Source organism: Luteimonas sp. MC1825 (assembly GCF_014764385.1).
GTDB lineage: Bacteria > Pseudomonadota > Gammaproteobacteria > Xanthomonadales > Xanthomonadaceae > Luteimonas.
Map to the genome: position 1 here is coordinate 98,230 of NZ_CP061714.1, position 26,666 is coordinate 124,895.

Here is a 26,666-nt window from a genome sequence, read left to right on the forward strand (position 1 = left end):
CGGAGTGCCTGAACGCGTTGGAGTGGAATTATCGCGCACTCGCTACCGGTGACGCGCGGCGGGCGTGGAATGCAGCGTATGTGCGCGCCGGTGCGCGGGCTGTGCACACCTGCGCGTATCGCCTGCTGCGACGCCCCTCCGGCATCATGGCCGCATGACCCAGGGGACCGGCGACTTCCGCCTCTACCATTCCAATGCGCTGGACGTGCTCGCCGGACTGCTGGCCGCGGAGCTGCGCACGCCCGCGCCCGGCCAGGGGTTGCTGGAGCCCGACACCATCCTGATCCCGCAGGTGGCGATGCGCCGCTGGCTGCAGGCCACGCTGGCCGAAGCGCACGGCGTGGCCGCCAACCTGGAGTTCCTGACGCCCGGCGAGTTCGTGCAGCGCGCGCTGGATGGCAACGTACCGGGGCGTGGCGACGACCTCGATGCCGCCGCATTGCGCTGGCGCATCCATGCCGCGCTGGCGGATCCGGCGGTCCTGCGCGAACGCGCGCTGCAGCCCATGCGCGCGTATCTCGAGACCGCCCCCGACCCGCTGAAGGCCTGGTCCTTGGCCGGCGAGCTCGCGCAGGCGTTCGAGAAGTACAAGGCCTGGCGCCGCGAATGGCTGCTGGCATGGGAAGCCGGCGACGCGCCGCGCGATCCGCAGGCGGCGCTGTGGCGGCGCGTGGCGGGCGGCACCGACCACCGCGCGCGCCGCATTGACGCCTACCTGTCTGGCTTCGCGCGCGCCGATGGCCCGCCGCCGGCCGGCCTGCCGAAGCGGCTGTTCGCTTTCGCCATCCTCAACGTGTCGCCGGACGTGCTGCGCGTGATCGCCAGCCAGGCGCGCGTCGGCACGCTGCATCTGTATGTGCCTTCGCCCAGCCGCGACTACTGGGGCGACCTGCAGCGCGTGCGCGGCGGCGATCCGGACGCGGCCGCCGGCGAGAATCCACTGCTGCGCGCCTGGGGTGCGGCCGGGCGCGACTTCATGGCGGTGCTGGGCAATTACGAAGTGGTGCACCCGGACGTCGAGTTCCGCGGCGATGCCGATCCGGGCGAGGGCGGCGGCGCGCTGCACGGCAGCCTGCTGCGGCGCCTGCAGTCGGACCTGTTCCATCGCCGGCCGTCGCCGCCGCCGGTACCGACCGCCGAAGATGCACGCACCCGGCTGCCGGCGCTGCGCCGCGACGACCCCAGCCTGCAGGTGCACGCCTGCCACACCCGACTGCGCGAGCTGCAGGTGCTGCACGACCAGCTGCGCGCGCTGTTCGAGGATCCGCGCTTCGACCCGCCGCTGGAGCCGCGCGAGGTCGCGGTGCTGGCGCCGGACATCGATCCCTATCTGCCGTATCTGGACGCCGTGTTCGGCGGCCGAGGCCGCGCCGACGCCATTCCCTATGCGGTCGCCGACGCCAGCCCGCTCGCCGGCGAGCCGCTGGCGGAAGTGTTCCTGCGCCTGCTGGCGCTGCCGGTGGCACGCTTCGGCCTGGTGGAAACGCTGGACCTGCTGGCCAGCCCGCCGCTGGCCGAAGCCGCCGCGCTCGATGCCGCCGCCTTCGCGCGCCTGCACGCCTGGCTGCATGCCGCCGGCGCGCGCTGGGGCCTGGACGCCGCGCACCGCGCGCGCCTGGATGCGCCGGCGGACGACGCTTATACATGGGCGTTCGCCCTGGACCGCCTGCTGCTCGGGCACGCCAGCGGCAGCGACGCGCCCATCACCACCACCAGCGGCCAGGTGATCGCGCCGATGCCGGAGCTGGAAGGCAGCGCGCTGGACGCGCTCGACACCCTGGTGCGGCTGCTGCGCGTGCTGGCGCGCCATGCCCGCGTGCTGGATGAAGCGCTGCCGCCCGAGGGTTGGCGCGAGCGCCTGCTCCGGCTGCTGGATGCGCTGCTGTCAAAGCCTCCGTCGTCACCGGCGTCGCGTCGCGCGCTGGACCGTCTGCGCAGCCTGATCGATACCTTCGCCGCCGATGCGCGCCGCGCCGGTGTCGACACGCCGGTGTCTGCGGACGTGGTGCGCGCGCATTTCGCCGCCGCGCTGTCGGAAGCCGACACCCGTGCGCCGCTGCTCACCGGCGGCGTCAGCATCGGCCGCATGGTGCCGATGCGCCTGCTGCCGTTCCGCGCGATCTGCCTGCTGGGCATGGACGACGGCGAGTTCCCGCGCCGCGATCCCGCCGGCGGCCTCGACCGCCTCACCGCCGATCTCGCCAGCGGCCAGCGCCGCCAGGGCGATCGCTCCACGCGCGACGACGACCGCTTCCTGTTCCTGCAGCTGTTCAGCGCTGCGCAGGACGTGTTCTACGTGAGCTACCAGGGCGCGGACCCGCGCGACGGCAGCGCGCGCGAGCCGTCGGTGCTGGTGGCGGACCTGCTGGCGGCCGCCGATGCGCAGCACGCGCCGGAGGCGAAGGCGGGCGAGGCGCTGGTGGTGCGGCACACGCTGCAGCCGTTCGCGCCGGCCGCGTTCGGCAGCGACGAGGAGCCGCGTCGGTTCTCGTACCACGCGCAGTGGTGGCCGGCGGCGGCGCAGCCCGCGCAGAAGCGGGTGCCGTTGCCGGCGTGGTTTGGCGATGGGGCGCTGACGGCGCTGGGTGGTGGCAGCGGCGGCGTCGGCGATAGCGGCGGCGGCGCCATCGGCAGTGACGGAAACGCCGGCGGCGGCACGCATCGCACCACGCCGCCGGTTGGCAGCGAGCAGGAAGCCACGCTGGCGCTCGACGAGATGCGCCGTTTCCTGCAGGCGCCGGCCGAAGTGTTCCTGAAGCAGCGCCTCGGCCTGCGCCTGGCAGAGGTGGAAGCGATCGACGAGGACGTCGAGCCGCTGCTGGCGCCGGGCCGCGGCTTCGCGCGCCAGCTGCTGCAGAAGGCGGTGTTCGACGCCGTGCTGCGTGGTGACGACGACAGCACCACGCATACCCTGCTGCGTGCGCGCGGCCTGCTGCCGTCCGGGCCGCTGGGCCGGCGCACGCTGGAGGATGTGCGCGGGCAGGTGGATGCGTATGCGGCCGCCTTCGAAGCGTGGCGCGGCGCTGCGGCACCGGATGCGCCACGCGTCGAAGTCCCGTTCGATGGCGTGGTGCTGCCGGACAGCGGTGGCGTCCCGCGCCGCGTGAAGCTGCAGGGCCGCGTCGCCGATGCCTACCCGCACGGCATCGCACGTATCCGTTTCGATCCGCCCGCCGGGCAGGCTGCGATCCGCAACGGCCTCGACTGGCTGCTGGCGAGCGCGGACGGCCAAGGCGTGCCGCTGGTCGAATTCCACGACGGCGGCGAACACGGCGTCGGCCCGCACGTGCGCGCGCCGCTCGATCCCGACGAGGCGCGCGACGTGCTGCGCATGCTCATCGACCTGCGCACCAAGGGCCTGCGCCGGCCGCTGCCGTTCGCGCCCTACAGCGGCTGGGAGCTGTACCGCGCCGACAGCCTCGAGCGCGGCCTGGACCTCGCGGCCAAACGCTGGCACGGCAGTGACCGCAGCTGGGGCGAGGGCACCGGCGAAGCGCTGCGTCTTGCACTGCGCGGCCGCGACCCGTTCACCGACGAGGCCACGCAGGTCATGTTCGTGGACCTGGCGATGGCGATCTATTCCGCGGTGGTGTCCGGCAAGGTCTACGGCGGCACCGACCTCGGTGCGCTGCGCGACATCGCCGCCAAGCTCGACCTGGAGGACGCCGAATGAGCGCCGACGGCGACACCAAGCACGTGCCCGCGCGCGACCCGTACCTGGACCTCGCGCTCGACGGCGTGCACGCCATCGAGGCCTCGGCCGGCACCGGCAAGACCTTCACCCTGGCCACGCTGGTGGTGCGCCTGGTGGTGGAGCGCGGGCTGCGCGTGGGCCAGGTGCTCGCCGTCACCTTCACCGAAGCCGCCACCCAGGAGCTGCGCAGCCGCATCCGCGCGCGCCTGCTGCTGGCCGAAGCGCTGGTCGGCGCCACGCCGGCGGCAAACGCGTCGCCGGAAGCCACGCTCACCCACGCCGTGCTCGATGCCCACCTCGCGCGCGGCACCGAGTCCGCGGACGCCCTGCGCCGCCGCCTGCACGCGGCCGCCAACGACATCGACCTCGCGGCCATCTTCACCATCCACGGCTTCTGCGCGCGCGTGCTGCGCGAGCACGCGCTGGAAGTCGGCCAGGCCTTCGACGCGCCGGAGCTGCTCACCAGCGACACCCCGCTGTACGAAGCCATCGCCGCCGACCTGTGGCGCTCGCACGGCAGCACGGCCGATGCCGCCGACGACCTGCTGGCGCTGTGGCCGGGCGGCCCGCAGGCGCTGGCGGCGGATCTCGCGCCGCTGGTGCGCGAACCCCTGCTGCGCCCGGCGCTGGCCGAGTTGCCGGACGACCCCGCGCCGCGCCTGCACGCCACCGGCGAGGCGCTGGCGGCCGCCTTCCGCGCCCACGGCGACGATTTCCGCGCCGCGCTGGTGTCCGCGGTGGAAGGCAAGATCCTGCACGGCGGCAGCTACAAGCTCGACTGGATCACCGCGTTGTTCGATTCGCTGCACCACTGGTGCCACGCCGGCGAACGCGGCGCGCCGTTCGAGCACGCCAAGCTCCCGCAGCTGCACCGCGACACCCTGCTGCTGCGCACCAGCGTGAAGTACGTCGGCCACACGCCGGATTCGCCGATCTGCGATGCCGTGCCGGGCTACCTCGAGGCCCTCACCGCGGTGGCCGAGTGGAAGGACGCCCGCCGCGTCGAACTGCTGCACCGCCTGCGCGATGACGCCCGCCTGCGCGTCGCCCGCGCCAAGCAGCAGCAGCGCGTGCAGACCTACGACGACCTGATCGACCGCGTCGCCGACGCCATCGACCCCACGCATGACGACGGCCGCCAGGCCGAAGCGCTCACCGCCAAGCTGCGCGCGCAATACGCCGTGGCCCTGGTCGACGAGTTCCAGGACACCGACGCGCGCCAGTGGCGCATCTTCGACCGCGTGTTCGGCGCCGCCAGCGGTGCGCCCGCGCTGTACGTGATCGGCGATCCCAAGCAGGCGATCTACGGCTTCCGCGGTGGCGACGTCGAGACCTACCTCGCCGCGCGCGCGACCGCCGAAGAGGCGCCGCCGCTCGCGCTCAACTTCCGCTCGCGGCCCTCGGTGCTGCGGGCGGTGTCCGCGCTGTACGCACAGGCGCAGGCGGCGTCCGACGCCGACGACAAGGTCCCGCCGCCCTTCATCGACGGTCGCATCGCCTTCAAGCAGGTCGAGCCAGGCGGCGTGCGTACCGATGCCGACTTCCAGCACCACGGCGCCACCGCGCCCGCACTCACCCTGTGGCGCGCACCGCCACCCGAGGCCGACGCCAAGGGCAGGCTCAAACCCCACAGCGCCGGCCGCTCGCGCGAACTCGCCACGCAAGCCTGCGTCGCCGCCATCCACCGCGTGCTGACCGACGCGCGCGACGGCCACGCCAGCATCGAAGGCCGCCCCGTGCAGCCGGGCGACATCGCCGTGCTGGTGCGCTCGCACAACGAGGCCACGCGCATCCGCCACGCGCTGGCGATGGCCGGCATCCCCGCGGTCGCCGCCGGCAAGCAGAGCCTGTTCGCCACGCCCGAAGCGCGCGACCTGCACGCGCTGCTGCTCGCCCTGCTGCACGGCGCCGACGACGGCCGCCTGCGCATGGCGCTGTCCACGGTGCTGGTGGGCCTGGACGCCAGCGCGATCGCCGCGCTCGATGACGATGGCGAAGCCCTGCGCGACTGGCAGCTGAAGGCGCTCGCCTGGCGCGACCGCCTGCAGCGCGGCGGCCCGCTCGCGCTCGTCAACGACCTCTGCGCCGAACACGCCGGGCGCCTGCTCGGCCTGCTCGACGGCGAGCGCCGCCTCACCAACTACCTGCAGCTGGCGGAACTCTTGCAGGACGCGCAGGCGCGCGCGCTCGGCCTGCACGGCCTGGTCGACTGGCTGGCCAACGCCATTGCCGATGCCAATGCCAACGACGAGAGCCAGCTGCTGCGGCTGGAGTCCGACGCCAGGCGCGTGCAGGTGGTCACCCTGCACAAGAGCAAGGGCCTGGAGTACCCGCTGGTGTTCATGCCGTTCGCGGCCATCGGTGCGCCCACGCGCAGCCCCGGGCAGCGCGTCGTGGTGAACGGCGAAGGCGGCCGCGCGCTGCACTGGAAGCTGCTGCCGTCGCGCTCCGGCTGGGAAGACGCGGAGAAAGCCTGGCGCCTCGCGCAGCGCGCCGAAGACGCGCGCCTGCTGTACGTCGGCCTGACCCGCGCGCGCCACGCGCTGTGGCTGGCCAGCGGCATGTTCAGCAACCACGACAAGTCGCCGCTGCTGCACATGGTCGCCAAGCCCGATGCATTGGCCGCAGCGCTTGGCGCCGCGGTCGCGATCGACGACAGCACACCGCCGGCCACGCTGCCGTGGCTCGCGCCGGCATCCACCGACGCCGTACCGCCCGCGCGCATCGCAACGCGCCCACTCGCCAGCGACTGGTGGGTCTACAGCTTCACCCAGCTCGCCAACGCCGAAGGCCAAGGCGATGCGTCCGCCAGCGCCACCCAGCCCGCGCCCGGCGGCCAGGACGAGCCCGCGGCGGATGCCGATGCCGACCTTGCGTCGAGTGCCGACCCTGCCACCGAGGCCGACGTCTTCGACCCGCGCTTCGCCGGCACCCGCTTCGGCGTAGTGCTGCACGACGTGCTGGAACACACCGACTTCGCGCGCTGGGCCGCGTGGACGCCCGGCGCGCCCGCCCCAGGCGCTGACGATGCCGAGCTGATTGCCAAGCGCCTGCGCGCCGGCGGCTACCCGGCCGAGGACATTGACGACGGCATCAACGTGCTCACCCCGCTCATCGGCCACACGCTCACCGTGGTCCTGCCCGAAGGCGTGCGCCTGGCCGACGTGCCTACCGACCGGCGCCGCCCGGAGATCGAATTCCAGTTTGCGCTCGCGCCCACGCGCGTCGACGCGCTGCTCGCGCTGCTGCACCGCCACGGCCTGCTCACCGCGCGCCAGGGCTTCGGCGCGCGCCGCCGGCTGGAAGGCCTGATGACCGGCCTGATCGACCTCACCTACGTGCATGACGGCCGCTGGTACGTGCTCGACTACAAGTCCAACCGCCTGCCCGGCTACGGCCCCGCGCAGCTGGAGGAGGCGATGGCGCACAGCGAGTACGACCTGCAGGCGGTGATCTACACGCTCGCGTTGCATCGCTGGCTGCGCTTTCGCCTGGGTGATGCGTATGAGTACGCGCGGGACTTCGGCGGCGTGCGGTATATGTTTTGCCGGGGGTTGGATTCCTCTCGCGAAGACGCGAAGGGGGTGCAGGCGTGGCGGTTCATGCCGGAGCTGGTGGATGAGCTGGATGCGTTGTTTTCTGGCCACACCGTGGAGGTTGCGGCATGAGCACGCTCCCGCTGTTTCCAGAGCTCCAGGCTGGCGACGCAGTCGACAAGGTCGACGCGGTCGGTGACGCGGAAGCCGTCGCGCCAGAAATGCGCGATGCGCCGCCGCAAGAGCAAGCGCATGGAACGCGCCGCACGGGCCTGCTGCAGGAACTCGTCAAAGCCGGCGCGCTGCGCACGCTCGACCACGCCCTGGCGCAGAGCCTGCGTCGGCTGGATCCGGACACGCCGGACAGCGTGCTCGTAGCGGCGGCGCTGGCCTCGCTCGCGGTGGCATCTGGCCACGCCGGCTTCGACCCGGCAGAGCCGCAGCGCCTGGTCGATGCCGCGATCGACTGGCCGACAGCGGAAGCCTGGTCCGCCGCACTCGAAGCCTCCCGCTGGGTCGCCCGCCCAAGCGCCGGCGATGCCGCATCCGCCGCCGACGCCCCGCTCGTGTACGAGCACGGCCTCGTCTACCTGCGCCGCTACCGCGAGTACGAGCGCCGCCTGGCCGACGGCCTGCGGCGCATCGGCCGCGCCGTCCCGCACACAAGCTCGGCCGCCGGGGATGGCGACGACGCGCACGTCCCTGCGAACCTCGCGCCCCTCTTCGCCCAGCTCTTCCCCGAAGCCGCCACCAGCGACGACCCGCAGTCCCGCGCCGCCGCCGCCGCGCTCCGGCACAGCCTGCTGCTGGTCACCGGCGGCCCCGGCACCGGCAAGACCACCACCATCACCCGGATGCTGGTGATGCTGGCCGCGCAGGCGCTCGAGGCCGGCGCCGCGCCGCCGCGCATCGCCCTGGCCGCGCCCACCGGCCGCGCCGCCGAACGCATGGCCGAGAGCGTGCGCAACGCCGTGCAGGCGCTGCCCGCGCTCGGCGTCGACCCCGCGCTGTGCGCACGGATGCCCACCACCGGCACCACGCTGCACCGCCTGCTCGGCACCATCCCCGACAGCCCGCGGTTCCGGCACCACGCCGACAACCCGCTGCCGTTCGACGTGGTGGTGGTGGACGAAGCCTCGATGATCGACCTGCCACTGATGGCCAAGCTGGTCGAAGCCGTGCCCGACGGTGCGCGCCTGGTCCTGCTAGGCGACCCCGACCAGCTGCCTTCGGTGGAAGCGGGCGACGTGCTCGCCGGCATCCTGCGCGCCGCCGAAGTCACCGCGCCCACCGCCACCTTCCCGGCACGCCACATCCACCTCACCCGCGGCTACCGCCAGAGCGCCGCGCTCGACCTAGCCCCGCTGGCCGCGGCTGTGCGCGAAGGCGACACCGCCACCGCGCTGTCACTGCTGCGCGGCGGAGAGCTGTCCGGCGTGCATTTCCACGAAGGCAACGGCGCTCCGCTGCAGTCGCATCGCGAGCATCTGCTGGCCCACTGGGCGTCGCTTGCCGATGCCAGCGACCCCGCCGATGCGCTCGCTCGCGCCGGACGCCTACGCATCCTCACCGCCGTGCGCGAAGGCCCCCAGGGCGCGCGCGGCCTAAACGCGCGCATCGAGGAAATGCTTGCCGGTACGCGGCGCGGCGCAGGTCCCGCATCAGCGGCCAGCCGCTACTTCCATGGCCGGCTGCTGCTGGTGACCGAGAACAGCTACCGGCATCGGCTGTTCAACGGCGACATCGGCATCTGCCTGCGCGATGACAGCGGCACGTTGATGGCGTGGTTCCCCGGCGATGACGCGCGTAACCCGCGACCGTTCCATCCCGCCGCACTGCCCGCGCATGACAGCGCGTTTGCGATGACGGTGCACAAGGCGCAGGGCTCGGAGTTCGACGAGGTGTGGCTGGTGTTGCCGGAGCGCTTCAACCGCGTGCTGTCGCGGGAGCTGGTGTACACGGGGATGACGCGGGCGCGGAGGGTGTTGAATGTGGTGGGTAGCGCGGACGTCATCGCCGATGCGTTGGCGCGGCATGCGGGGCGGTGGTCGGCGTTGCGGCTCAGATTGAACCAGTAGTTGATCGGCTCCTTTCACCCGAAGCGGATGCCCAAGAATGACTCAGCTGTCGTTGCACCGTCCTAAGCTGACGCCAGATGCCACGTCACCTTCGAACGGCTGCCACTATTCCTTCAACCCAAGGGCGGGTGAATATCACGCGTTGAGAGGTCGCAATTGCGCAAGCACAATCACCTCGTCATGCAGCGTTGGTTGGGATAGGACGCGCCTGTGGTTGCTCGCAGCCAAGTGCGGGCGTATACAGGAAGTCAGGGGCAGCAGCGCGCCAGCTTGCGAGCGTTTCTCTCCCCGAAATCAAAGCCGAGGGGCAAATGGATAACGGACTTAACGCCGAGACGGGCGATCTCGACACGGTCATTGCGCTGTCAGTTGAAGCTTGGAAGTTCATCCGACTCTTCCAGCGAGCCGTCGGAAAACTCGAAATAAGTGAGCAGTCCAGATTCATCAGCCAAGCACGTTTTTTTCAGAAGCGTGTCGATGCCCTGCTGGAGCAGAACAATGTCCGTCTCGAGTCACTAGAAGGGCAAATTTTTGAGCCTGGCTTGGCGGCTACGCCACTCAACGCAGACGAGTTCCCCGAATCAAATGATCGGCTTGTCGTGGCTCAGATGATCGAACCAGTCGTCATTGGGCCGAATGGCGTAATTCGAACTGGCACTTTTCTGTTGGGAGTTGTGTGATGGCCATTTACGTCGGGATTGACCTCGGAACAACCAATAGCGCGATCTGCACCTACGATGGGGAGAAGCTGCGCATTTGGAAGAGTCCAGAGCAGAACGACGTAACACCATCGGTAATCTACAACGACGGTCGTAGGCGGTATGTCGGAAAGCGAGCGTACGACATGGCTCCCGCCGCGCCAGAGAGTACGGCAAGGCTTTTCAAGCGATTGATGGGAACCAGCACCCCCATCCACGTCAAGGGATCGGAGTCGCCCACTACGCCGGAGGCGTGCTCGGCCGAAGTGCTTAAGACGCTCTTCGGTTATCTGCCCGAAGAAGTTCGTCAAGATGTAGCCGGCACGGTGATCACAGTGCCGGCGGCATTCAATCAGATGCAGAAGGACGCCACGTTGCAAGCGGCCGAGTTGGCTGGGATCGGCGCTGTGACGCTGATACAGGAACCAGTCGCCGCGGTCATGAGCGTCGTGCGATCACGGGCTTCGGACGGAATTTTCATTGTCTACGACTTGGGCGGTGGAACGCTGGACGTAGCGATTGCGGATTCCGCCGGAGGCCGAGTAAGCCTCCAGGCACACGGCGGCATCGAAATGTGTGGTGGACGTGACTGGGATCGCTCCATCGTGGACAGTGTTGTTCGACCGTGGCTATCAAACACATTTTCGTTACCTGAATCCCTGCGAACTGATGCCAGCTATAAGCGGCTTGTTGCCCTGCTCGAGTGGGCGGCTGAAAAAGCCAAGATCGAACTGTCGTCGCGTGGAGACGCCGTGATTTCCCTGGCTGAGACAGAGGTCCGAATGCAGGACCTCGACGGGCAGGACATCTACCTCGAATCCCCTTTGGAAAAGTCGACTCTCGATACGCTCATTGAGCAGCAGATCCTCGACTCGATCCAAGCCGTTCGTGAAACCATGGAGCGCGCCCACATCGGGTCGCATGATGTGAATCGGGTTGTGTTTGTTGGCGGACCCACTCAGTACAAGACCGTACGTGATCGGGTGGCGTTTGAGCTCGGCATCTCTGGCGCTCTTGACGTCAATCCCATGACTGCTGTTGCTGAGGGTGCCGCCGTATTCGCAGAATCAATCGATTGGGCGAGCGAAAAGCGAGGTCGAAAATCCGCCAAAGGCGCACTAGATGCCATGCAACTTGGCCTGACATTCAATTACACCGCCAGGACCCCATCGCCGAAGGCCAGGCTCGTTGTGAAGCTTTCCGGCAGCGCGCCTGCCGGCGCCGAGTTTCAGGTCGACAGTTCGGATACGGGATGGAGCTCTGGAAGAATCCCGTTGACAAACGGGGCCAGCGTAGATCTTTCATTGACAAAAGCCGGTGAGAACACGTTCAAGGTGACGGCATTTGACCAAGCTGGATTAGTGATTCGATTGCCATCCGACCAACTAGTGATCAATCGTACTGCCGCCACGATCGATGCTATTCCGGCTTCCCACTCAGTGGGTCTTGAAGTGCTCGACAAGCTCGGCGGGCAAGCAGTATTGGAGCCGCTCATCAAGGCGGGCGACCCGCTACCGAAGAAGGGGAAAGTAACGGTTCGCTCGGGAAAATCCATTCGTGCGGGAGGCTCGGGCGCCCTGTTCTTCAAACTTTGGCAGGGTGAGATTGATAGCCCAGTTACCGATAATCTGTTTGTTGGCGAACTGCGAATCACGGGAAATGATCTTGAGAGCGGCGTCATCCCTCAGGGGGCGACAATTGTTTGCGACTACGAAGTGTCCGACGCCGGAACTATCACTATGGAAGTGTCAGCACCCGACGCGGGCGTGACTGTGGGGACGGGACACAACTTCTATTCGCGGCAAGAGGGTCAATTGAACTTTGAGCAGGCCTTGGACTTGGTTCATGAAGAGGTCGGTCGACTGGAAGAGCGCATCGTCTCCCTTCAGGAGAAGGTTGATGATGATGAACTTGCTGATGCGTTTGAAAAGCTAGAAGACGCAAAAGGCAAGAGCGCTTACGGAGACTCTGAGAGCCTCAAGTCCGCGATGGATCGAACTCACGAAATCAAACGCATTCTTGCCTCCGTCAGAAAACGCAATCTTCCGTTAATGCGCCGCTTGGATCTCGACTCATGTGTTTCGTTCTTCGACGATCATTGCCGTGAACATGCCAAAGGTTCAGAGGAGACTCAGTTCGACAATGCCTCGAGAGCGGCGCTTAACGTCATCGAGGCCAAGGGGTCGGACTTTGAGATTCAACTCGATCGGATGCGGGGCATCAACTTTGACGTGCTCTGGCGCCAGGATTGGTTCGTCATCGAAAGGTTCAAGGCGCTAGCCAAGGCAACACATCAATTCACGGATAAGGCGGAACACGCCCAGCTTTGCGCAGTGGGCGTTGATGCGATTAAGAATGACAGCATGGATGCGCTGCGGAGCGTTGTCGCAACATTGATGTCCGTAAGAATTTCAACTTCTGGCGAGAGCGACATGTTGCTCGATGCCAACATCGTCCGGGCTTAGCCTGTGGAAGGCCATAGTTGGTTATCTCCAGGATTTCGCACTCTCGACGGAAGTGTTGTGCGCCGCCGCCTTGCGGCCGGGGAAAGCTGGCAGATCTTCGATTGTGGTACAGATAATCGAATCTTAGCTTGCACGCTTGACGTTGCAGAGAAGTGGGCGGGCCTCGGCTTGATTAACCTGGAGATGTTCGCAGTTGCGCTCGCCGACGAAGGACAGATCCTTGTGATCGAAGGCGGACATGGATACCGAGTCGAGCAAATTGACCTGCCCAGTTCAATCGGCGATGCATCAGATGCCGAAGCGTTTGCCGCCGCCTTGATGGCGACGGTAGAGATTCACCCAGATCTCAACTCCGGAAGTGCCATCTACTTCGAGCGCGTTAGCCGCGTGCTTCCTACCCAGTCTGTAGGCGAACGCATCCCTCCTGAGCGCGTCCTCGGCGCATGGGTAACAGGCGGCGTTGATGTGTCCATATTTTCCACGCGCCGCATCGCCACCCTTGCACCTTGGTTAGACGGCGACGACATCGCTCGCCTGCAACATTCCGTGGGACGGGGTGAGTCACGCGCAGCGGAGCCCGCCACCTACTCGGAAAGCGAAGCGACGGCGGGTTCCGGCCTTCAGGTGCTGGAGCTTGCGGGTCGCCCTTCACTTGCGGAATTTTTTAACGAGCATGTGGTCGACATCCTCAGAAATGAGGATAGATACAAGATGATGGGAATCGGCTTCCCTGGAGCCATACTGCTTCATGGGCCTCCGGGAAGTGGCAAAACATTTGCAGTCGAGAAACTTGTAGGTCATCTCGGCTGGCCCTGCATGTCAATTGACTGTGGGAGCATTGGTAGCCCCTACATCCATGAGACCGGACGGAAGATCGCCACAACCTTCGAGGAAGCCGCAAAGGTTGCGCCCTCTCTGGTCGTCATTGACGAGATCGATGCCTTTCTTTCCGCCAGAGAAGATGGCGGCCATGCTCAGCACCGGGTGGAAGAAGTCTCTGAGTTTCTGCGCAGAATTCCTGAGGCCATGCAGCACCGGGTACTTGTTGTTGGCATGACGAACCGGTTGTCCGCTCTTGATCCAGCGGTCGTGCGCCGAGGGCGTTTCGACCACATCGTCGAAGTCGGGATGCCCTCAGCGCAGGAGGCCACGGACGCGCTGCGAAACCTGCTGGCTAACGTGCCGACAGATCCGAGTATCGACATCGATGCTGTGGGGTGCATTCTTGCCGGCCGCCCGCTCTCTGACGTCGGCTTCGTTGTTCGCGAGGCATGCCGGCTCGCTGCCAGAAATCATAAGGATTTCGTCGGCAAGGATGAACTGTCTGCAGCGCTATCCGTCACGTCTGATCGATCTGCCGCACCCCAGAAACGAAGAATTGGTTTTGTATGAGCGACTTGCTGACTAACGCATTCTACGTACTCGGCGCCAGCCCCAGAACGAGCAAGGGGCAACTTGCGGAGCTTGCGGAAGATGCCGCCCTCACTGGAGATCACTCGGAGGTGGCGGATGCGCGAAGCGCCCTATCCAACCCGAGAAGCCGGCTTAAGGCAGAGGTCTCCTGGCTATTGGGCGTCAGCCCAAGCCGCGCCAAAACGTTAATTAGCAAATTGCGAGCCGATCCCCGCGAGATCTATGGCGACTTGGGTGTGCCGCCCCTTGCAGCGGCCAATCTGATCGCATCTGCGTTGCATCAGATGCAGGAGTGCACAGACGCTGATGTTCATATTGCCTGTGAGGAACTCGCGGATCACTTCGCGTCGCTCGACGCATCTTCGATACGCCGCGACCTAAACGAAGACCGTCAAGTCGCCGGCTTCCCACAGATCGCCGATGATTCTCCCATCGAGGCTGAGATCGAAAGCCTGCGTCGGCACTACATCGTGCAGATGCTTGCTGCGCTGGACAGGCTTCCAACCCATGAGTTGATCAGCACAGTAACCGAGCTAACAGAGACCGCAACAGACAATGGAGAGTCACAGGCGCCGGCACTGATAGGCGACCTTGTTGAGGCATACGAGGCCCGAGCCGGCACGTTTTTGGAGGACGAATCGGCGAGCATCCTTGAGTTAATCGCTGAAACCAAAGAAGCAGCCGACTCGGGCGCCGATCCTACTGCGATCGACAAGCTAACAGGCCGAATACTCGAGCGAATTAAGCATTGGGACTCCATTGCGCAGCCAATTCAGTTGATCAAGCAGAGCAAAGGGCTTCCGCACGATGGGAGCATCAATTTAGCGACAACAATGCGGAGTTTGGCGGTTCATCTTTTCAACAAGCATGACTACCTGAACATCGCCAAGAAGATCAGTGCAACTCTCCGGGAGGCGTTTGCCGAGGTCCCGGACATTGTTGATCAAGTCGACGAAGACATTGATGCTCTAGAGGAGATATTTGAACAGCGGCAGCAGAGCCAGCGGAAGGAAGCGGAAGAAAAAGGAGCCTTGGCGGAAGAGATTACCTACGAGACGGCTATCGGCTTTATCTTCAAGGATCATTTCAAGATTTCACCCGCTGGCGTCGAGTGGAAGGGCATTGTGGCTCCGCTTGAGTCTGTATCCAGCGTCTCTTGGGGCGGAGTCAAAAGCCAGTACTCAACTACGTACTCCGTATTCCTCCATTCAGATCGCGGCCTGCTCAACGTCGAACTCACGGACCAAAGCAAGTTCGGGGAAATTATTGACCGTGTGTGGCGCGCTATCGGCGTTCGTCTCTTGGTGGAACACATGAATGAACTCCGCCGAGGTGGGCGGCTTCGATTTGGAGATATTGTGATGTCAGACGCAGGCATCACACTGCCGGTGCCGAAGCTCTTTCGCGCCAACGAATCCGAATTTGTTTCCTGGAGTCAGGCAAGGCGCTCCAAGCAGAATGGTTCGGTTAGTTTGACAAGTGAGTCGGGCAAGGCGCGGGGCAGTTTTGATCTTCGGACGACACCAAATGCTCCAGTGATCTCCACAGCTATCGACATCTTTTGGAAGAAGGGCGGCGACCGCCTGAGTTCAATTCTTGGCAAATGACATGACCGAAAAAACTACCGGGACGGGCTTCGACGGCCTCAAAGCCCACAAATCAGATCATTCGCTTGACCTAGAGCGAGCAAGGGCGGCCAAGAAGACAGCGTCCGACGGACGCACGACCGCCAAGACAAGCGTTCCCGGGAACCCCCAGCCGCCGTCGTCGCCAAGTCCTTCGGCTGCGAACCCATCTCGGCAGCCCGCACAGGCTCCGCCACCAGCGAGCTCTTCCAGTGGCGGGTGGTGGGCCCTTGGTGGTTTGGGTGCGATAGTCGTGTTTGGCATTGCGCTCAGGGACTCCCCATCAAGCAGCTCGTCTTCTGCCCTTGCCCAAGTATCAGCTGAAGCACTGGCGGCGGCAGACGCTGTAGCCGCTGCGGAGAGCACTGTGCAGCCGATCGAGGCGCACGTGGTCGCTGAACAAGCAAATGTCCGATCAGAGCCAAGCACAAGGGGCGCAGTTGTCACCGCACTGCCTCGAATGCAGTCGGTTTATGTGATCGGGAAGGAGGGCACCTGGAGTCAGGTTGTAACAGGCAGCGGGGCCAACTCCGTTCAAGGTTACATTTCATCAAGGCTACTTTTCGAAGGCAGTGCGCAGGGCGCACGTGCTGTCGTGTGCGATGTGGCAAACAGTTCAACGCCCTATAACGGAGAAGTTCTCACCCGTTCTGGTTATGGCAACAACAGCCTGGCAGTGAACGCCGGAGGAAGCGACGTCTTGATCAAGTTGAGACAAGGCGGCAGCACCGCACTTGCTTTCTATGTACGCAATGGCCAGCGTGGCGTTGTCGAGGATGTTCCAGATGGGACTTACCAAGTGATGTTTGCAACTGGCGATGGCTTCAGCCGAAAGTGCCTAGAATTCGTCAACTCCATGAGTGTTTCTGCAGATCCAACACCTGCAACCTTTGAAACACGAATCACATCTGACGGGTATAACCAATACACGCAGAGTTCAGCCGCTGAATACACCCTCACGCGGCAAACAGGTGGAAATTTTACTCCGAGTACTTTGGAACAAAGCGCTTTTCGCGAATAGAACGAAAGGGAACTCGTATGAGCATTTTCGACTTCTTTAAAGGGAGGTCAGACTCGCGTGGAGAGAAGCCCAAGCAAAGGAGCCCGGAGGTGGAGGCTATGCTCTCGATCATGAAGATGATGGGTAATATGAACGAGAGTGGGATCACGTCTGATCAATTTCCTGATGGCGTCGGCGAGTTTGGCTACTCCGTGGACAATCCGGTGCCTTGCGACACAATCATTGGAAGCAACGCGTATCTATCCCAGTTGCGCTGGAACGGCCATCCTGTGACAAACAATCGGATCGGGTCGTTTGGCTCCGAGATAATCGAGCACCCGATTGATGGCTATCAAATCACTTCCTCGGACGGGAAAGAACTTGCGACAATCTTTGTCTCTCCGTACCAGAAGAAGAACTCTTCGCTAGCGCCGCGTGGTTTTGCTCTCTGGAAATAGTGGGAGAGGAACTACGTTGGTTTCGAGCTGCACGGTAATCCCCCCGCAGGTTAGCTGGCGCCAGAAGTGGAATTTTCTCGTACCCTTTCCCGAGGAGGTTCCATGAAGAAGTCCCGCTTCACAGACAGCCAGATCATTGCCGTGCTCAAGCAGGCCCAGGCCGGTACGCCGGTTCCCGAGCTGTGCCGAGAGCACGGCATCAGCTCAGCGACGTTCTACAAGTGGCGCAGCAAGTTCAGCGGCATGGATGCGTCGATGATCTCCCAGCTCAAGGAGCTGCAGGACGAGAACCGGCGCCTGAAGAAGATGTATGCCGAGGCGCAGCTCAGCGCCGACCTGCTGAAGGAAGCGATGTCAAAAAAATGGTGAGGCCATCTCAACGCCGGGAGATGGCCCACGGGGCAGTTGAAGCCGGGCGAACGAGCATCCGACACGCCTGCCAGACCTTCGAGGTCAGCGAGACCTGCTATCGGTACCAGGCCAAGGCCTGCGAGGAGAACGCCCGGATCGCCGACTGGCTGATCCGGCTGACCACGGCCTACAAGGACTGGGGGTTTGGCCTGTGCTTCCTGCACCTGCGCAACGTGAAGGGCTTTGGCTGGAACCACAAGCGGGTCTACCGCATCTACCGGGAGCTGGAGTTGAATCTGCGGATCAAGCCCAAGAAGCGCCTGGTGCGCGAAAAGCCCGAGCCCCTGGCTGTGCCTGAAGCAATCAACCAGATCTGGTCGATGGACTTCATGCACGACCAGCTGGCTGATGGGCGGAGCTTCCGGCTGTTCAACGTGCTGGACGACTTCAACCGCGAGGGACTGGGCATCGAGGTCGACCTGTCGCTGCCATCGGCCCGGGTAATCCGGTCGCTGGAGCAGATCATCGAGTGGCGCGGCAAGCCCAGGGTGATCCGCTGCGACAACGGTCCGGAATACATCAGCGGAGCGATGCTGTCCTGGGCGGAACAGCAGGGCATCCGCATCGAGCATATCCAACCGGGGAAGCCGCAACAGAACGCCTACGTTGAACGCTACAACCGCACGGTGCGCTACGCCTGGCTGGCCCGGACCCTGTTCGACACCATCGAGCAGGTGCAGGAGAAGGCCACGCACTGGCTATGGACTTACAACAACGAGCGCCCGAACATGGGGCTCGGCGGCATCACGCCGATGCAGAAGCTGGCACTTGCTGCATAGCTCCACTTTTGGCGGCTGCTAGAAATGGGGGGATTACCACATCACCCGGTTGCGCGCCGCGACTGGATCAAGTGGATGAATCGGGCAAGAAGGCCGAGACGCGGGTGAAGCGCATCGCCACGGCCTGCGACATGCTTGCTTCCGGCAAGCGACGCGCCTGCTGCTTCGACCGCTCCGGCATGTACAGCCGCGGCAATCTCGGGCCGCCGACTGCGGCGGACTGACCCCCGCCGTCTTTGCCCGGCGAGCGGGCGTATTTGGTCGGAGCGCCGGCCTAGCAGGGCGGAGCGCGAGCCTATTAGGGCGAAGCGCCGGCTTACTTGGGCGGAGCACGGGCCTATTCGGGCGGAGCGCGGGCCTATTCGGGCGGAACCCCGGCTTATTCGAGCGGAGCGCGGGCCTATTCGGGCGGAGCGCCGGCCTATTCGAGCGGAGCGCGGGCCTATTAGGGCGGAGCGCCGGCATATTCGAGCGGATCACGGGCCTATTCGGGCGGACAGCCCGGCGTCGGCACTCCCCCATGCCGCACAATGCCCCGCCCCGCACCACCAGGATCTCCCATGGAAGTCGAAGCCCTCCTCCGCGCCGCCCTCCGAGAAGCCGGCTACGGCCCAGATGCCATCGGCTCGGCGTTGCCGCGGATCATGCGCATCCTCCAGGCGGAAGACGTGCGCCTCGAAGCCGGCCGAGTCCTGTCGAGGAAAGAACGCGAGTTCGTGCGCGTGCAGCTCGAGCTTGGCGTCGACGTGTCGGAGATCGTGGCCGGCCTCAAGCGCTGACGCCGGCCACGTGCCCCGCAGGGTTCAGGCGCGCCGGCGCATCGGCTCGGCGAAACCGACAGCTCCAGCCACCGCAGCCACCGGCACCTGCTCCACCTCAAGCTGGTCCTCCAGCTCGCGCGGGTCTTCGAGGAACGCCTGCAGCGAGTCATCCATCGCCTCCATCCACCGCGTGTGGTGCCGCGGCGCCAGCGTGCCGGTGATCGTGGAGCGGTAGCTCTTGTCGCGGTAGTCGAGGATGCCGGCCTGCTTGTCGCGCTGCCATTCCTTGAGCATCTCGGCCACCTTCTCGATCGCGAACTCGGGGTAGTCGGTGCGGTCGACCAGGTCGCGCACGTAGGCGGTCTGGAAATCGATGTCGTCGTTGGCGCCGGCGCAGGCGTTCTCGCGCGCAAACCAGGCCTCGCTGTCGGCGCGCATGGTGTCGGTGTCGGGCAGCGCGGTGCGGCCCAGGATCACGTCGCGCGCCACCCACGCCTGGGCGTCGAACATGTTGAACGTGTAGTACTGGTCCTGCATGCCCAGGTAGACCAGCTTCGGGTTGTCGATCCAGAACACGCCCTGGTACAGCTCCCGCGGGTACAGGCGGTTGGCGGTGCGCAGGGTCAGCTCGTCCGGCAGGAACGGGAAGTGGTGCTGGTAGCCGGTGCACAGGATGATCGCGTCCACGTCCTGGCTGCTGCCGTCCACGAAGTGCGCGGTGTTGCCTTCCACGCGGAGCAGCAGCGGGCGCTCGCTGAAGGCGTCCGGCCAGTCGTGGCCCATCGGTGCGCTGCGGTAGCTGAAGGTCACCGACCTGGCGCCGTACTTGTAGCACTGGGTGCCGATGTCCTCGGCCGAATAGCTGCTGCCGACCAGCAGCAGGTCCTTGCCGGCGAATTCGCAGGCGTCGCGGAAGTCGTGCGCGTGCAGCACGCGGCCGGGGAACTGCGACAGGCCCTCGAACGCGGGCGCGTTGGGCGTGGAGAAATGCCCGGTGGCCACCACCACCCAGTCGAACTCCTCGCTCACCATGCGGTCGTCCTTGAGCTCGCGCACGGTGACGGTGAACTTGCCGGTCTCTTCGCTGTATTCGACCGCGTGCACGGCGGTGTTGAAGCGGATCTGGTCGCGCAGGCCGCTGCGTTCGATGCGGCCCATGATGTAGTCGCGCAGCACGGGCCGCGGCGGATACGAGGCGATCGGGCGGCCGAAGTGCTCCTCGAAGCTGTAGTCGGCGAACTCCAGGCACTCCTTGGGCCCGTTCGACCACAGGTAGCGGTACATGCTGGCGTGCACCGGCTCGCCGTGCTGGTCCAGGCCGGTGCGCCAGGTGTAGTTCCACATGCCGCCCAGGTCGGACTGCTTCTCGAAGCAGACGACTTCGGGGACGTCGGCGCCCGCGCGGCGGGCGGCGTCGAAAGCGCGCAGCTGGGCCAGGCCGCTGGGGCCGGCGCCGAGGACGGCGATACGTTGGGTCATGCTGGTGTTGTCTCCTCTGGTGGGTCGCGCCGGCATGCAGGCACGCAGGTGCCCGGCTGCAGCGGGCTGCACCCGATGGACCGCTGGAAAAGCACGTCGGGAATCCGACCGGAGCCTGGCTCCGTTCCTGCCGATACCGGGCATGGTGTTCGTGCGGTGGGCATCGCCCAAGGCACAGCACGCCAAAACGTCGTCGAACACGACGATATTGGCGGCGAAATGCACGAAACTGCGGCGATTCTAGCACAGGGAGGAGAGTCCCGTTCCGACGCGTCGCAGCGCCCCCGCCGTCGCGCCGCTGGTGCAGTTGGCGGCAGGGCACGGTGTTGCCGGCGGTGCGATCATCGGCCCGTCCCGCAGCCAGGGTTCCCGCATGGCCAAGACCGCACCCGCCCCTGTCCGCTTCAAGGCCGTCCTCCGCAGGCCGTTGCAGCCGAAGGGCGCCACCTGGGCCTTCCTCGTCCTGCCCGAGGACGCGAGCGCCAGGCTGCCGACCCGCAGCCAAGTGACGGTGGAAGGCACGCTGGCCGCCGCCCCGTTCCAGGCCACCCTGGAGCCGGACGGGCAAGGCAGCCACTGGCTGAAGGTCGAGAAGGGGCTGCTGGAAGCCGCCGGCGCGCAGCCTGGCGACACCGTGGTGCTGGATGTCGCGCCGGTCGCCGAGGAGCCGGAGCCCAGGCTGCCGGCCGACCTGCGCGCCGCCCTGTCCGCGCAGCCCGCCGCCAGGGCCACCTGGGACGACATCACGCCCGTCGCCCGCCGCGACTGGATCCAGTGGATCACCTCCGGCAAGAAAGCCGAGACGCGCGTGAAGCGCATCGCCACCGCCTGCGACAAGCTGGCGTCAGGCCAGCGCCGCGCCTGCTGCTTCGACCGCTCCGGCATGTACAGCCGCGGCAGCCTCGGTCCGCCTGAAGCGGCGGACTGATTCCGCGCGACGGCCGCATCAGCGCCCCTGACGCACGCGCGCCTGCCGGCGGCGCTCCGACACGCCGGCCCAGAACACCCAGCCGCGCAGCGTGGCGGCGCACAGCGCCAGCAGCGTCAAGGCGATGTCGAGCGAGAGGTAGATGTTCGCGACCCGGTCGAGCAGCGGCCAGCCGGTGCCGATGAACCACAGGGTCCCGTCGCCGAACAGCCGGTGCACGGCCTGCGCGGTCGACAGTGCCTGCCAGTCGGCGTAGCGAACGATGCCCACGAAGCCCCAGGCCAGGCAGGCCACCACGCCCAGCGCCAGTGCGCCTCCCAGCCACGGCAACACCTCGCCGACGCTGCGCGTGCGCGGCCACAGCACGAGGGCGCCAAGCCCCCAGGCCAGCGCGACCAGGCCCAGGAAAAAGATCAGCGCCATCGCGGTCTATCCATGGCGCCGCGCATAGCGCTCCACCAGGCTCACCGCCGCCGCACAGCCATCCTCGTGCTGGATGCGTTCGCCCAACTCGGCGGCCCGGGCTTTCGCGGTGCTGCCCTCGGCGTAGGCGATCGCCTCGCCGAGCTGCCGCGCGGTGATCGAAGCGCCGGACAGGGTCGCCTGCATGATCCCGGCCTCGCGCATGCGGGCGCTCCAGAAGAACTGGTCGCCGGCGAAGGGCACGATCACCGAGGGGATGCCCGCGCGGGCGGTGGAGTGGGTGGTGCCCGAGCCGCCGTGGTGGATGGCCATCGCGCAGCGCGGCAGCAGCCAGTCGTGGGGCACGTGGCCGATGGGCTGGACGTTGCCGGGCAGGCTGGCCGGATCCATGCCGCTCCAGCCGGGATTGAACAACGCCCGGCGCCCATCGAGCGCGCGCACCACGGCGCCCTGCAGGCGCGCATCGTCGAAGCCGGCCATGCTGCCGAAGCCGACGTACACCGGCGGCTCGCCGGCATCGAGGAAGGCCTGCAGCGCCTCCGGTGGACGCCAGGGCCCGGCCGGCGGAATCCATTGGCCGGTGAGGTGGGCGTTGGCCGGCCAGTCGCGCGGCGGCGGCAGCAGCGCAGGCGAGACGCCGTAGAGCATCGGGTGCGCCGTCGCCAGCGATCGCCTCGGCCCCAGGCCGGCCTCGGCGCGGGCACGGTTGGTGGCGCGGCGGAACAAGCGCCATGAGGCGGCGCCGAACAGTTCGTGGCTGGCGCGGTTGAACAGCGCCGGCGGCGTGAACGGCAGGAACGGCGAGGCGAAGGCGGCCGTGGGCGAGATCGGGATCAGCATCGCGCCGATCGCCGGCACACCCAGCGCTTCGGCAGCCGAAAGCCCGACGAAAGCGGTGAGGCCAGAGACGATGATCGCGTCGCAGCCGCGCCCGGCGGCGAGGGTCTGCCGCATCCAGTCGCCGGTGTGCGCGATCGCCAGGCGGCCGAGGTTGGCGGTGATGCGCTTCATCGCGCCTGCGGCGGCGAGCGTGGTGCGGATGTCGCCGGCCAGCGCGCTGCACGGCAGGCCCAGCGACCGGGCGGTGCCCAGCGTGGCGGCATCGGCCAGCAGGTGGACATCGTGGCCGGCCTGGACCAGCGCCTGGCCGAGGGCGGCGAGCGGGCGGGTGTCGCCCTCGGTGCCGTAGGTGAGGATCAGCAGGCGCATGCGGCGCATGGTAGTGGCGCAAGACGAAGGCCCGCGTGTGCGGGCCTTCGTGATGACGCGCGATGCGGCGGCCGTGCGGCCGCCCCGGCTTACTTCAGGCCACGATGCAGCAGCAGCGGCTCCACGCTCGGCTCCTTGCCACGGAACTCGCGATACGCCGTGCCCAGGTCGCGCGACTGCCCGATCGAGAGGATCCTGTCGCGGAACACCTGGCCGTTCTCGCGCGTCAGCCCGCCGTTCTCGCGGAACCACTGGAACGCGTCATGGTCGAGCACTTCCGCGCCGAAGTACGCGTAGTAGCCGGCCGCATAGCCGCCGCCCCAGATGTGGCTGAAGTAGTTGGTGCGGTAGCGCGGCGGCACCGCGGCCATGTCCACCTTGTACTTCGCCAGCGCCTCGCGCTCGAACGTATCGACATCCTTCTTGGCGTCACTCGCCGGCAGCGTGTGCCAGGCCATGTCCAGCAGCGCGGCCGACAGGTACTCGGTGGTCGCATAGCCCTGGTTGAACGTGCGCGCCTTGACGATCTTGTCCACCAGCGCCTGCGGCATCGCCTCGCCGGTCTCGTGGTGCTTGGCGTAGTTGGCGAACACCTTCGGGTCGAGCGCCCAGTGCTCGTTGAACTGCGACGGGAACTCCACGAAGTCGCGCGGCGTGTTGGTGCCGGCCACGCTCGGGTAGGTGGTCTTGGAGAAGATGCCGTGCAGGGCGTGGCCGTACTCGTGGAACAGCGTGGTCACGTCGTCCCAGCTCAGCAGCGCGGGCTGGCCGGCAGCAGGCTTGGTGTAGTTCTCGACGTTGTAGATCACCGGGATGTCGCCGGTCAGGCCGTTCTGCTCGACGAAGTTGCCCATCCAGGCGCCGCCCTGCTTGCTCTCGCGCTTGAACGGGTCGAGGTAGAACAGCGCCAGCTGCTTGCCGTCGGCGTCGAAGATGTCGAAAACGCGCACGTCGGGGTGGTAGACGGGCAGGTCCGTGCGCTCCTTGGCGGTGATGCCGTACAGCTGTTCGGCGGCGAAGAACACGCCGTCCTTCAGCACGCGGTCCAGTTCGAAGTAGGGCTTGATCTGCGCTTCGTCGAGGTCGAACTCGGCCTTGCGCACCTGTTCTGCGTAGAAGTCCCAGTCGGCGGCGCCGGCGGTGAAGCCGCCGCCCTGCGCGTCGACCACGGCCTGGATCTTGGCCAGTTCCGCCTTGGCGCGTGCGGTGGCCGCGGGCACGGTGTCGGTGAGCAGCTTGAGCGCGACCTCGGGCGTGACGGCCATCTGGTCGGCGATGCCGTAGGCGGCGTAGCTGGGATAGCCCAGCAGTTCGGCCTTGCGCGCGCGCAGTTCGGCCAGGCGCTGGATGGTGGCGCGGGTGTCGTTGCCGTCGCCCTTCTCGGCGCGGCCCAGCGACGCGGCCATCACCTGCTCGCGCAGGGCGCGGTCCTTCAGCGAAGCCAGCACCGGCTGCTGGCTGGTGTTCTGCAGCGGCAGCAGCCACTGGCCGTCCTTGCCGGCGGCCTTGGCGGCATCGGCGGCGGCGGCAATGGCCGCTGCGTCCAGGCCATCGAGCTTGGCCACGTCGTCAACAAACACGCCGCCGGCATTGCCCGCGGCCAGCAGCTTGTTGGAGAACGCGGTGGTCAGCGACGACTCCTCGCTGTTGAGCTTGCGCAGTTCGGCCTGCCTGGCGTCATCCAGCTCGGCGCCGGCGCGGACGAACTTTTCGTACGTGCGCTCGAGCACGGTGAGCTGCTCGGGCGTGAGGCCCAGGTCGGCGCGCTGGGCATGCAGCGACTTCACGCGCGCGAACAGCGCGGGGTCGAGGTGGATGGCGTCGCCGTGCTCGGCCAGCTTCGGCGCCAGCGCGACTTCGGAAGCCTGCAGCGTGGGATTGGTGTTGGCCGAGGTCATGGCGGAGAAGATGCCGGCGGCGCGGGTCAGCAGCGCACCGCTGCGCTCCAGCGCTTCGATGGTGTTGGCGAAGCTGGGGGCTTCGGCGTTGTCGGCGATCTTGCGCACCTCGGCGAGGTGCTGGCGCATGCCTTCCTCGATCGCCGGCTGGTAGTGGCTGTCCTCGATGCGGTCGAACACCGGTGCCTGGAACGGCAGGGTGCTGGCGGCGAGGAGCGGGTTTTCGCCCTGGGCGGGCGCGGTGGCAACGGGGGCGGTATCGGGCATCGGGGACTCGGTGGCGGCGCGGTCGCAGCCCGACAGGGCCAGGGCGATCGCGGAAGACAGCAGCAGGGTGCGCAGCATGGATGGAGCTCCGGTTGGTCAGGAACAAGGGGCGGTGCGGATGGGGGGCGTGGCGGCGTTCACCGGTAGGGCCCCGGCCCGCTCCACACTTCGTCGCCGCGATGGTAAACCCGGTGCATGAGGATCACCTGGCGCGCGTCGCCGATGGCGGCCAGTTCCGGCGCATCCGGCGCGACCATGCGGCAGGGGCCGGACCCGCGCCGCACCACGATCTCCAGCGGACACACCATCAGGCGTCGCGTGCCGGGCAGCGGCAGGAACAGTTCGGTCATGCCCTGCTCGCGCCATTCGCGCAGCCGGGCTTCGCCCAGCGGCTCGTACTGCACCTGGTAGCCGTCCACTTCGAAACTGCTGGTGGGGCCGCTGGCGGCGTTGCCGCGGCGGCGGTGCACCGTCGGGCTGCGCGGGGGGCCGGCACTGGCCGGAGTCATGTCCTCGGCGCGCATGCCGGGCGGCAGTCCGTACGCGCGGGTCGGGCGTTGTGCGGGCGGCTCCGCCGGCGCCGGGGGCGCCTCCGCGGGGGCGGACGCCAGGGGCGTGGACGGTGCGGGCGGTGGCGGATCTTCGCCCTGCGGGACCGGCGGCGGAGTGACGCGCGCAGGCGTTGGCGATGGAGTGGGCGACGCGTTGGCGCTCGGGGGGCGCGCGGGTGGCAACGGCGCGGGCGACGGCAGCAGGGCGTCGATCCAGGTCACCTGCAGGGCGCCACCGCCATCCGGGCTGCCCTCTGCCGGCGGCACCGCCAACGGCGGCGCTTGCATGGCCAGGAGGAGCACCACGAGGTGCAGCAGCGCGGTCCCCAGCGCGGCGCTCCAGCGTGGCAGGCGTTCCTTGGAGGGCGGCGCCATGGCGCCCGCCCCACGCGACGCGTCGCTCATGCCGCCGGAACTGCGTCGAAAAGGCGGAACGGCATGAGGCGTCTGCGGCGTGCAACCCGGGGGCGGCATGCTAACGCGCCGGCCCCCGCGGCAGGCACGCCGCGACGCGTCGCGGTTCAGTCGCGCAGGTCGGCCGGCACCTTGCCGCCGTTCTCGGCAAGCTTGCGCATCACCGCCTTGTGCAGGGCGATGTTCTGCTCGGCGCTGCCGTGCGCGCCGGCGTCGACGCCGAGTTCGGCGGCAAGTTCCTTGCGGGCCGAGAGGCTGGAGTCGAGGTCGAGCAGCTTCAGCAGGTCGACGATGGAACGGCGCCAGTCGCTCTCGCCGCCCTTGGCGTCGGCCATGTCGCGCAGCACGGCCTCGACGTCGACGGGCGCCGGGGCGGAGGCGGTTGGCGTGACCGCGGACGCGGTGCGCAGCGCGGGCGGCGCCACCTGCGGGTCGTTGCGGCTGCCCTCGAAGATGACGGGGGCCGGCTTGCCGGTGGATGCGGACGCGGGTGCGTCGGCTTTGCGGTTGAAGATGCGGTCGGCGATCTTGGAGAACAGGCCCATGCAGCACACTCCGGAATGACGGGAGCCGTGAGTC

General features: G+C 67.0%; 18 protein-coding genes and 1 pseudogene. 13 read left to right on the top strand and 6 right to left on the bottom strand.

The window, feature by feature from the left end; all coding sequences use genetic code 11:
- Positions 1-154 precede the first annotated feature (154 nt).
- The 12 genes and pseudogenes from recC to IDM46_RS00555 all read left to right on the top strand — a co-directional run bounded on the left by recC (position 155) and on the right by IDM46_RS00555 (position 18,936).
- On the top strand, positions 155-3,673 hold the full coding sequence (gene recC / locus IDM46_RS00500; RefSeq protein ID WP_185114502.1) for an exodeoxyribonuclease V subunit gamma: 3,519 nt from the start codon (positions 155-157) through the stop codon (positions 3,671-3,673).
- The gene (locus IDM46_RS00505) at positions 3,670-7,362 is read left to right on the top strand and encodes an exodeoxyribonuclease V subunit beta (protein ID WP_185114503.1); all 3,693 of its coding nucleotides are present in this window, start codon (positions 3,670-3,672) and stop codon (positions 7,360-7,362) included. Before recC ends, IDM46_RS00505 begins: the two co-directional genes overlap by 4 nt.
- An 89-nt stretch (positions 7,363-7,451) precedes the next feature.
- Positions 7,452-9,308, top strand: a complete 1,857-nt coding sequence (gene recD, locus IDM46_RS00510) for an exodeoxyribonuclease V subunit alpha (protein WP_185115208.1) — start codon at positions 7,452-7,454, stop codon at positions 9,306-9,308.
- Positions 9,309-9,619: 311 nt separating this feature from the next.
- Positions 9,620-9,988, top strand: a complete 369-nt coding sequence (locus IDM46_RS00515) for a hypothetical protein (RefSeq protein ID WP_182823555.1) — start codon at positions 9,620-9,622, stop codon at positions 9,986-9,988.
- Entirely contained in the window at positions 9,988-12,471 is a 2,484-nt protein-coding gene (locus tag IDM46_RS00520; protein ID WP_185114504.1) for an Hsp70 family protein, read from the top strand. Before IDM46_RS00515 ends, IDM46_RS00520 begins: the two co-directional genes overlap by 1 nt.
- Positions 12,472-12,528: 57 nt before the next feature.
- Complete coding sequence (locus tag IDM46_RS00525; protein WP_182823551.1) at positions 12,529-13,863, top strand: ATP-binding protein; 1,335 nt, start codon at positions 12,529-12,531, stop codon at positions 13,861-13,863.
- Complete coding sequence (locus IDM46_RS00530; RefSeq protein WP_182823550.1) at positions 13,860-15,491, top strand: hypothetical protein; 1,632 nt, start codon at positions 13,860-13,862, stop codon at positions 15,489-15,491. The genes IDM46_RS00525 and IDM46_RS00530 overlap by 4 nt, the downstream gene beginning before the upstream one ends.
- A 385-nt stretch (positions 15,492-15,876) precedes the next feature.
- Positions 15,877-16,530, top strand: coding sequence for an SH3 domain-containing protein (locus IDM46_RS00535; RefSeq protein WP_182823548.1), 654 nt, complete (start codon positions 15,877-15,879; stop codon positions 16,528-16,530).
- Between the two features lie 17 nt (positions 16,531-16,547).
- Complete coding sequence (locus IDM46_RS00540; RefSeq protein ID WP_182823545.1) at positions 16,548-16,967, top strand: hypothetical protein; 420 nt, start codon at positions 16,548-16,550, stop codon at positions 16,965-16,967.
- A gap of 102 nt (positions 16,968-17,069) precedes the next feature.
- Positions 17,070-18,157 (top strand): IS3 family transposase gene (locus IDM46_RS00545; RefSeq protein WP_223877985.1). Its coding sequence is split into 2 segments (ribosomal slippage): positions 17,070-17,322 and positions 17,322-18,157, totalling 1,089 coding nucleotides; the frame shifts between segments, so codons are not numbered across the junction.
- A gap of 48 nt (positions 18,158-18,205) precedes the next feature.
- Positions 18,206-18,381 (top strand): annotated as a pseudogene (locus tag IDM46_RS00550) (YdeI/OmpD-associated family protein); the annotation flags it as partial.
- A gap of 336 nt (positions 18,382-18,717) precedes the next feature.
- On the top strand, positions 18,718-18,936 hold the full coding sequence (locus IDM46_RS00555) for a polyprenyl synthetase (RefSeq protein ID WP_185114505.1): 219 nt from the start codon (positions 18,718-18,720) through the stop codon (positions 18,934-18,936).
- A gap of 24 nt (positions 18,937-18,960) precedes the next feature.
- Here IDM46_RS00555 and IDM46_RS00560 read toward each other — a convergent pair whose 3' ends face one another.
- The gene (locus IDM46_RS00560) at positions 18,961-20,397 is read right to left on the bottom strand and encodes an NAD(P)/FAD-dependent oxidoreductase (RefSeq protein WP_185114506.1); all 1,437 of its coding nucleotides are present in this window, start codon (positions 20,395-20,397) and stop codon (positions 18,961-18,963) included.
- A gap of 373 nt (positions 20,398-20,770) precedes the next feature.
- Between IDM46_RS00560 and IDM46_RS00565 the strand changes: the two genes are divergently transcribed.
- The gene (locus IDM46_RS00565; RefSeq protein ID WP_185114507.1) at positions 20,771-21,325 is read left to right on the top strand and encodes a YdeI/OmpD-associated family protein; all 555 of its coding nucleotides are present in this window, start codon (positions 20,771-20,773) and stop codon (positions 21,323-21,325) included.
- 18 nt (positions 21,326-21,343) lie between these two features.
- Here the strand turns inward: IDM46_RS00565 and IDM46_RS00570 are convergent, their stop codons facing one another.
- The 5 genes from IDM46_RS00570 to IDM46_RS00590 form a co-directional block, all read right to left on the bottom strand.
- Complete coding sequence (locus IDM46_RS00570; RefSeq protein WP_185114508.1) at positions 21,344-21,748, bottom strand: hypothetical protein; 405 nt, start codon at positions 21,746-21,748, stop codon at positions 21,344-21,346.
- Between the two features lie 6 nt (positions 21,749-21,754).
- Positions 21,755-22,957, bottom strand: a complete 1,203-nt coding sequence (locus IDM46_RS00575) for a glycosyltransferase (protein WP_185114509.1) — start codon at positions 22,955-22,957, stop codon at positions 21,755-21,757.
- Positions 22,958-23,046: 89 nt separating this feature from the next.
- Entirely contained in the window at positions 23,047-25,200 is a 2,154-nt protein-coding gene (dcp, locus tag IDM46_RS00580; protein WP_185114510.1) for a peptidyl-dipeptidase Dcp, read from the bottom strand.
- A 59-nt stretch (positions 25,201-25,259) separates the two neighbouring features.
- A complete protein-coding gene (locus IDM46_RS00585; protein ID WP_185114511.1) occupies positions 25,260-26,048 on the bottom strand; it encodes a type II toxin-antitoxin system RelE/ParE family toxin in 789 nt (262 codons plus the stop codon).
- Between the two features lie 146 nt (positions 26,049-26,194).
- On the bottom strand, positions 26,195-26,632 hold the full coding sequence (locus IDM46_RS00590) for a DUF3597 domain-containing protein (RefSeq protein WP_185114512.1): 438 nt from the start codon (positions 26,630-26,632) through the stop codon (positions 26,195-26,197).
- Between the last annotated feature and the right edge of the window lie 34 nt (positions 26,633-26,666).

Excerpts from the sequence above, each read along its gene's own strand:
- IDM46_RS00540 (WP_182823545.1), top strand. The coding sequence starts at position 16,548 with ATGAGCATTTTCGACTTCTTTAAAGGGAGGTCAGACTCGCGTGGAGAG.
- recC (WP_185114502.1), top strand. The coding sequence starts at position 155 with ATGACCCAGGGGACCGGCGACTTCCGCCTCTACCATTCCAATGCGCTG.
- IDM46_RS00575 (WP_185114509.1), bottom strand. The coding sequence starts at position 22,957 with ATGCGCCTGCTGATCCTCACCTACGGCACCGAGGGCGACACCCGCCCG.
- IDM46_RS00585 (WP_185114511.1), bottom strand. The coding sequence starts at position 26,048 with ATGGCGCCGCCCTCCAAGGAACGCCTGCCACGCTGGAGCGCCGCGCTG.
- IDM46_RS00530 (WP_182823550.1), top strand. The coding sequence starts at position 13,860 with ATGAGCGACTTGCTGACTAACGCATTCTACGTACTCGGCGCCAGCCCC.
- IDM46_RS00515 (WP_182823555.1), top strand. The coding sequence starts at position 9,620 with ATGGATAACGGACTTAACGCCGAGACGGGCGATCTCGACACGGTCATT.
- recD (WP_185115208.1), top strand. The coding sequence starts at position 7,452 with ATGCGCGATGCGCCGCCGCAAGAGCAAGCGCATGGAACGCGCCGCACG.
- IDM46_RS00505 (WP_185114503.1), top strand. The coding sequence starts at position 3,670 with ATGAGCGCCGACGGCGACACCAAGCACGTGCCCGCGCGCGACCCGTAC.
- IDM46_RS00555 (WP_185114505.1), top strand. The coding sequence starts at position 18,718 with ATGGAAGTCGAAGCCCTCCTCCGCGCCGCCCTCCGAGAAGCCGGCTAC.
- IDM46_RS00560 (WP_185114506.1), bottom strand. The coding sequence starts at position 20,397 with ATGACCCAACGTATCGCCGTCCTCGGCGCCGGCCCCAGCGGCCTGGCC.
- IDM46_RS00520 (WP_185114504.1), top strand. The coding sequence starts at position 9,988 with ATGGCCATTTACGTCGGGATTGACCTCGGAACAACCAATAGCGCGATC.
- IDM46_RS00590 (WP_185114512.1), bottom strand. The coding sequence starts at position 26,632 with ATGGGCCTGTTCTCCAAGATCGCCGACCGCATCTTCAACCGCAAAGCC.
- IDM46_RS00565 (WP_185114507.1), top strand. The coding sequence starts at position 20,771 with ATGGCCAAGACCGCACCCGCCCCTGTCCGCTTCAAGGCCGTCCTCCGC.
- dcp (WP_185114510.1), bottom strand. The coding sequence starts at position 25,200 with ATGCTGCGCACCCTGCTGCTGTCTTCCGCGATCGCCCTGGCCCTGTCG.
- IDM46_RS00570 (WP_185114508.1), bottom strand. The coding sequence starts at position 21,748 with ATGGCGCTGATCTTTTTCCTGGGCCTGGTCGCGCTGGCCTGGGGGCTT.